Source organism: Streptomyces sp. NPDC058872 (assembly GCF_042743065.1).
Classification (GTDB): Bacteria; Actinomycetota; Actinomycetes; order Streptomycetales; family Streptomycetaceae; genus Streptomyces.
Window position 1 is genome coordinate 20797 of the sequence record NZ_JBHYMK010000080.1, and the last position, 6598, is coordinate 27394.

Annotated in this window: 8 protein-coding genes and 1 tRNA gene; 8 read left to right on the forward strand and 1 reads right to left on the reverse strand. The window is 71.9% G+C overall.

What is annotated here, in order from left to right; translation table 11 throughout:
- Nucleotides 1–10: 10 nt before the first annotated feature.
- The 4 genes from ACFW22_RS32560 (at nt 11) to ACFW22_RS32575 (ending at nt 4052) form a co-directional block, all read left to right on the forward strand.
- Entirely contained in the window at nt 11–649 is a 639-nt protein-coding gene (locus ACFW22_RS32560) for a TetR/AcrR family transcriptional regulator (protein WP_386411701.1), read from the forward strand.
- Nucleotides 650–999: 350 nt separating this feature from the next.
- On the forward strand, nt 1000–2553 hold the full coding sequence (locus tag ACFW22_RS32565; protein WP_386411703.1) for a M28 family metallopeptidase: 1554 nt from the start codon (nt 1000–1002) through the stop codon (nt 2551–2553).
- 454 nt (nt 2554–3007) lie between these two features.
- The gene (locus ACFW22_RS32570) at nt 3008–3304 is read left to right on the forward strand and encodes a type II toxin-antitoxin system VapB family antitoxin (RefSeq protein ID WP_030209440.1); all 297 of its coding nucleotides are present in this window, start codon (nt 3008–3010) and stop codon (nt 3302–3304) included.
- Nucleotides 3305–3425: 121 nt separating this feature from the next.
- The gene (locus ACFW22_RS32575) at nt 3426–4052 is read left to right on the forward strand and encodes a LytR C-terminal domain-containing protein (RefSeq protein ID WP_386411705.1); all 627 of its coding nucleotides are present in this window, start codon (nt 3426–3428) and stop codon (nt 4050–4052) included.
- A 24-nt stretch (nt 4053–4076) separates the two neighbouring features.
- On the opposite strand, the gene upp is transcribed toward ACFW22_RS32575, so the two are convergent.
- Entirely contained in the window at nt 4077–4712 is a 636-nt protein-coding gene (upp, locus tag ACFW22_RS32580) for a uracil phosphoribosyltransferase (protein WP_017240523.1), read from the reverse strand.
- Between the two features lie 92 nt (nt 4713–4804).
- Between upp and ACFW22_RS32585 the strand changes: the two genes are divergently transcribed.
- The 4 genes from ACFW22_RS32585 (at nt 4805) to ACFW22_RS32600 (ending at nt 6489) form a co-directional block, all read left to right on the forward strand.
- Nucleotides 4805–5014: a hypothetical protein gene (locus ACFW22_RS32585; RefSeq protein ID WP_386411707.1), complete on the forward strand. Its 210-nt coding sequence runs from the start codon at nt 4805–4807 to the stop codon at nt 5012–5014.
- 259 nt (nt 5015–5273) lie between these two features.
- The gene (locus tag ACFW22_RS32590) at nt 5274–5795 is read left to right on the forward strand and encodes a hypothetical protein (protein WP_386411709.1); all 522 of its coding nucleotides are present in this window, start codon (nt 5274–5276) and stop codon (nt 5793–5795) included.
- A 101-nt stretch (nt 5796–5896) separates the two neighbouring features.
- Nucleotides 5897–6325 carry a tRNA adenosine(34) deaminase TadA gene (gene tadA, locus ACFW22_RS32595; RefSeq protein ID WP_386411711.1) on the forward strand — a complete coding sequence of 143 codons (429 nt, stop codon included), beginning with the start codon at nt 5897–5899 and terminating at the stop codon, nt 6323–6325.
- Between the two features lie 79 nt (nt 6326–6404).
- Nucleotides 6405–6489, forward strand: a tRNA-Ser gene (locus tag ACFW22_RS32600).
- Nucleotides 6490–6598: the final 109 nt, after the last annotated feature.

Sequence of the window (6598 nt, forward strand, 5' to 3'; positions counted from 1 at the left end):
GGATCGGCAGATGAGCACGGAGAACCCACGGGGCGGTGAGCGGACGGCGGTGCCCTTGCACGGGCTGCTCCCCACCGTGGACGCCCCCGCCCCCGAGCGCGCCGACGCGGCCCGGAACCGCCGCAGGATCCTCGACGCAGCCGCCCGGATCATCGCCGAAGAAGGCCCCCGCGCCGTCACCATGAACCAGGTCGCCCACGCCAGTGGCATCGGCGTCGGCACGGTCTACCGCCGCTTCGGCGACGTCTCGCAGCTCCTGTGGGCGCTCCTCGACGACCGTGAGCGCCGGTTCCAGGAGGCGTACATGAGCGGCCCGCCCCCGCTGGGCCCGGGAGCCCCGCCCGCGGAGCGGCTCGACGCCTTCCTCGACGCCCTCGTCGACCGGGTCGGCGAGCAGCGCGAACTGCTGCTCGCCGCGCACTCCGCCGCGCCCGGAACCCGCTACCACAGCGGGGCGTACCGGGTGATGCACACGCACGTGGCCCTGCTCATCGGCCGGCTCAGGCCGGGCTCCGACAGCACGCTCCTCGCCCACCTGCTGCTCGCCCCGTTCTCACCGGACGTCATGCACCACCTGACGGTCGAGCAGGAGCTGGCGCCCGCTCGGCTCAAGGCCGGCGTGCGGGAGCTGCTGGCCCTGCGCGCCTGAGCCCGCCCCGCAGGGCGCACGCCCCCTCCACCAAGGGGTGAACCCACCGGGCGGACGGCCCGCCGACGGGTGATGATCGGCCCGTGCGTCCCGGGCCGCAGCACGCCCCGGGACGGGACCCTCGGGGACGGGAACCTCCGGGAGAGGGGGCACGTCCAGAAGGCGAAGTCGGCAGAAACGGTCACGCAGGGAGCGGAGGCGACGAAATCCGCCCACTGGAAACGGAGTTGATAATTCCAGATTTCATTCCTGTTTGATCTGACAGGAATCGTGGCGGATGTGTTCACAGAACACCCCTCCGATCGCTAGCTTCCCCTTCAACCTCGTCGTCCGCACCGGGAAGGACTTCTGTGAACGCATCCCAGCGCCGTGCCGCGGCCATCCTCGCCGCCGCCGCCCTCGCCACCCCGCTGGTCCTCGCCTCCCCCGCCACCGCGGGTCAGGACCCCGCGGCAGCGCCCGCCCGCGACGCCGCCAAGTTGGCGAAGAAGCTGGTCCGCGAAACCACCGCCCAGGACGCCTACAAGCACCTGCTGAAGTTCCAGGCGATAGCCGACTCGGCCGGCGGGAACCGCGCCGCCGGCACGCTCGGGCACGACGCCTCGGCCGCCTACGTCTACACGCAGCTCAAGAAGGCCGGATACGACGTCCACTACCAGACGTTCGACTTCGTCTACACCGAGACGCTCGCCGAGAAGGCCGCCGTGGTCGCACCCGCGCCCCGGACCGTCGAGGTCAAGGCGATGACGTACACCAAGTCCACCCCGGTCGGCGGCATCACCGCCGAACTGGCGGCCGTGCCCGTCGACGCCGACGGCACCACCGGCTGCGAGCCCGGTGACTTCGCCTCCGGCGACTTCACCGGCAAGATCGCGCTGATCAAGCGCGGCGGCTGCACCTTCGCCCTCAAGCAGCAGAACGCCGCTGCGGCCGGTGCCGTCGGCGCGGCGATCTACAACAACGTGGACGGCACCCTCTCCGGCACCCTGGGCGCCGCGGACTCCGGCCGGATCCCGACCGCCGGCCTCAGCCTGGCCGAGGGCCAGCAGCTCGCCGCCGACCTCGCCGCGGGCCCGGTCGAGCTCTCCTTCGAGGTCCGCCAGCTCCTGGAGAACCGCTCCACCAACAACGTGATCGCGGAGACCAGGGGCGGCAACGCCGCCAACACCGTGATGCTCGGCTCGCACCTCGACTCCGTCACCGCGGGCCCCGGCATCAACGACAACGGCTCCGGCTCCGCCGGCCTCCTGCAGACCGCACTGGAGCTCGCCAAGTCGAAGGACAAGGTCCGCAACAAGGTCCGCTTCGCCTGGTGGTCCGCCGAGGAGCTCGGCCTCCTCGGCTCCGAGCACTACGTGAACACCCTCACCCCGCTCGACAAGGGCGAGATCAAGCTCTACCTCAACTTCGACATGATCGCTTCGCCCAACTACGGCCTGTTCGTGTACGACGGCGACGACTCGGACGGCGTCGGCGCCGGCCCCGGCCCCGAGGGCTCGGCCCAACTGGAGCGCGCCATCACCGACTTCATGGACAAGCGCGGGATCCCGCACGAGGGCACCGACTTCACCGGCCGCTCCGACTACGGCCCGTTCATCGAGGTCGGCATCCCCTCCGGCGGCACCTTCACCGGCGCCGAGGGCATCAAGACCGCTGCCCAGGCAGCCAAGTTCGGCGGCACCGCCGGCGTCGCGTACGACGTGAACTACCACGCCAAGGGCGATGACATCAGCAACATCAACATGACGGCCTTCGACGTCAACATCGACGTCATCGCCAACGCCGTGGGCACCTACGCCCACGACATCTCCTCCCTGCGCAAGCCGGTCGTCTCCACCCCGACCACCGGCGACGCGGGCAGCGGCGGCGGCCTGCACGACGACCACCACGAGGTGACGGAGTAACCGCCTCCGCCCACGGGTGGTCCCGGAGGCCGAGCGGCTGACCTCCCGGCACCCACCGGGCGCGATCGACCGGGCCCGGCAGTCCGAGACCGGAAGACCGGGCCCGGAAGGCCGGAACCGGGTCCTTCCGCCCACCGCCCGCTCGGCGAGCGGGGGCTCCCTCCGCACGGGGAGCCCCCGCTCCTCCCGTCACGCCGACCGGCTTCACCCCGGACACCGCCGGCCCGGCCGGCTCCACCCCGGCCGGCGGCGTCCGGAGAGCCGCCGCTCGGCGGCGGGTCGGGGCGGCTCCCGCCGTGCCGCCGCCCTGGCCCTCCGGCCATCACACCACCCGGTGGACACTCCTCCGCTTTCCTGGATTCACCCCGATTTTTCCTTTTGTTGCGTTCTGTAACGGCATCTCGTCGGCCTTGCGTGGCTGCGCCGGGAGCCGCTCGCCCGGTAGGCTTTCCGTGTGATCTTCAAGCGCATCGGAAACGGAAAGCCGTATCCCGACCACGGCCGGGAAAGCACCCGGCAGTGGGCGGACGTCGCCCCGCGCCCGGTCCGCCTCGACCAGCTGGTCACCACCAAGGGCCAGCTGGACCTGGAGACCCTGCTCGCCGAGGACTCCACCTTCTACGGCGACCTCTTCGCACACGTCGTGAAGTGGCAGGGCGACCTCTACCTCGAGGACGGACTGCACCGCGCCGTCCGCGCGGCGCTCCAGCAGCGCCAGGTGCTGCACGCCCGGGTCCTGGAACTCGACTGAACCGCCCGGGCCCTCCGGGGCCCCGGGCCGCTGACCCTTTCGTGGTCAGTTCGCCGCCATCCGGACGCGATCACATGATCATCAAGTAGGCATCGCCTGCGAGCGGCATTACGCTGCGACCATGAGCATGCTCACTCCCCCCGGCATGGGCGGCAAGTACCGCATCACGGGGGACGTCTACCCCCGCATGCGCCGCCCCCACCGTCGGCGCAGGATCATCCTCGCGACCGCGTCCGCCGTGGTCGTGCTCGGCGCGGCCGGCTGGGGGACGCTCCAGCTCGTCGACGTCTTCTCGGGCAACGAGGGAACGAAGGCGGCGGCCGGGAAGCAGACCGACTGCAAACCCGCGCCCACGGCCACCCCCACGCCCGTCGCCCTCCCGAAACCCGCGCAGATCACGGTCAACGTCTACAACGCGACCCCGCGCAGCGGACTGGCCAAGGCGACCGCGGACGAGCTCAAGAAGCGCGGCTTCACCATCGGCAAGATCGGGAACGCGCCCGCCGACTACGACAAGAAGGTCCCGGGCGCCGGACTGCTCCTCGGCGCGCCGGCCGCCACCAAGGGCGCCTTCGCGGTCCTCGGAACCCAGCTCCCGGGTACCACGACCAAGACGGACACCCGGGCCACGACGGACGTGGACCTGATCATCGGGACCGCCTTCAAGACGCTGTCCCCGAAGACGACGGCGGACGCGGCCCTGGTCGCCCTGACCAAGCCCGCGCCCGTACCGACCGGGAAGTGCTGAGGGCCGGACCGGCCCCCGGCCGGCCTACTCGGCCGAGCCGTACATCCGGTCGCCGGCGTCGCCCAGGCCCGGGACGATGTAGCCGTTCTCGTTGAGCCGCTCGTCGACCGAGGCCGTCACCACGGTCACCGGCGTGCCGGCGAGCTCGCGCTCCATGACCTCGACGCCCTCCGGGGCGGCGAGGAGCACGACGGCGGTCACGTCGTCGGCGCCGCGCTTGATGAGCTCCTGGATCGCGGCGACCAGGGTGCCACCGGTCGCCAGCATCGGGTCCAGGACGTACACCTGGCGGCCCGAGAGGTCCTCCGGCATCCGCGTGGCGTAGGTCGACGCCTCCAGCGTCTCCTCGTTGCGGATCATGCCCAGGAAGCCGACCTCCGCCGTCGGGAGCAGCCGGACCATTCCGTCGAGCATGCCGAGCCCGGCGCGCAGGATCGGGACCACCAGCGGACGCGGGTGCGACAGCTTCACGCCCGTCGTGGGCGTGACGGGGGTCTCGATGTCGACCTGCTCGGTCCGCACGTCCCTGGTGGCCTCGTAGGCGAGCAGGGTGACCAGCTCGTCGGCGAGACGGCGGAAGGTGGCGGAGTCCGTGCGCTTGTCGCGCAGGGTGGTGAGCTTGTGGGCGACCAGAGGGTGGTCGACGACGTGGAGACGCATGCCCCAACAGTAGCCCGCCCCGCACTGGCGTCGACCCAGGACGCTGGGGGAGAGTGGGGGCACGGGGACCCAGCGATGGGGTGGTGTGGCAGATGCCCGACCTGGAAGGACCGGCCGAGGACGCCGCCGAGGGGGCGGCCCGCACGCCGGCAGTGGAGACCGACGCGGAGCGCCGCAGGCGCCGCGCCCAGTTCCTGCGCGAGCTGAACGAGGCCAAGGCGCTGCGCGAGCGGGTGCAGCCGCGGCGCGCCCGGGCCGCCCGGATGCGCCAGGCCATGCGCATGCGGACCTTCCGCTGGTGAGCCGTGCAGGGGGCACCCTGCCCGTGGCCGTGCGCCTCCCCCCGGTGGCCCCCGGGCCCCGGCCGGCCCTCCCGTCACGCGCCCCCATCGCGCGCCGGGGTCGCACGCCCGCCCGATCGCGGGGTCGTTCAGACTGATGCACGACGCAAGAGCCGAAGACCTCTCCTGACGGCGTCCTTTCTGTCACGATGCCGATGGGGCGAGGCATCAGGAGCGCGCCGCCAGAACGTCACACCTCTGATCAGTGGGAGAGAGTCAGGTGTACTTCGCCGCACTGCTCGCGCGCACCGAAGACGGGTGGGAAGCGAGCGACATGGAGCTCGATGACGTGGAGACCCTGTCGGATCTGGCCGATCTTGCCCGTGGCGCCTCGGATGACGACACGGTGATCGCCTTCATCGAGCAGGAGGACGCGTGGTTCGGGATCGTCCGGATCGAGGGCGAGGAGGATCCCCGCATCTACGTCTCGGACGGGGCCGCAGCCGCCCGCTCCTCGTACGGGGAGATGCTCACCCGGGAGCTGCTCGGTGACGACCTGGACGACGAGCTGGAGACGCTGAACCTGGACGGCACCGAGGACGGGGAGCCGTTCGACGCCGACGAGGACGACGAGATCGGCTCGGTCGCCGCCGAGGCCGTCCCGGCCGCCCCGGTGGGCGACCGGCTGATCCTGGCGGACCTCGGCATGTCCACGGAAGACCTGCTGGCCCTGGAGAGCGACGCGCTCGCGGAGATCGCGGGGGCACTGGGCGCCGCCGAGGTCCTGGAGGCCGTCCGCTAGTGGCACCCGCAGCACCCCTGCCCGACCCCGTGGCCGACTCGGGACCCGTCCCGGACCACGGCACCGTCCGTGACCCCGTCCGGGACCCCTGGCGGGACGCCATGCGGCTCGCGCTCGCCGAGGCGGACGCGGCCGTGACGGCCGGTGACGTGCCGGTGGGCGCGGTCGTGCTCGGTCCGGACGGCACGGTGCTCTCGCTCGCGCACAACGAGCGGGAGGCCACCGGTGACCCCACGGCACACGCCGAGGTGCTCGCCCTGCGCCGGGCCGCCTCGACGACCGGAGAGTGGCGGCTCACCGGCTGCACGCTGGTCGTGACGCTGGAGCCGTGCGTGATGTGCGCGGGTGCACTCGTCCAGTCGCGGGTCGAGCGGGTGGTGTTCGGGGCCGTGGACGAAAAGGCGGGGGCGGCGGGTTCGCTCTGGGACCTCGTGCGGGACCAGCGGCTGAACCACCGTCCCGAGGTGATCCACGGGGTGCTCGGCACGGAGTGCGCGGAGCAGTTGACGGCCTTCTTCCGAGCCCGCTGACATCCCGGCTGACACCCCCGCTGACCTCGGCGGGAATGCGGATTTCATCGCAGCGCCAGTTTCCGCTAAGCTCTCTCTCGGTAGCGTGTCCGAGCGGCCGAAGGAGCTCGCCTCGAAAGCGAGTGTGGGGAAACTCACCGAGGGTTCAAATCCCTCCGCTACCGCTTCGATCGAAGGGCCCGGTGCATTGCACCGGGCCCTTCGGCGTGTTTCCCGTCCCGCGCGTGCGGTGCGCCCACGGAAGAGGCCCCGGTCCGCGCTCGGGGCGCGGCC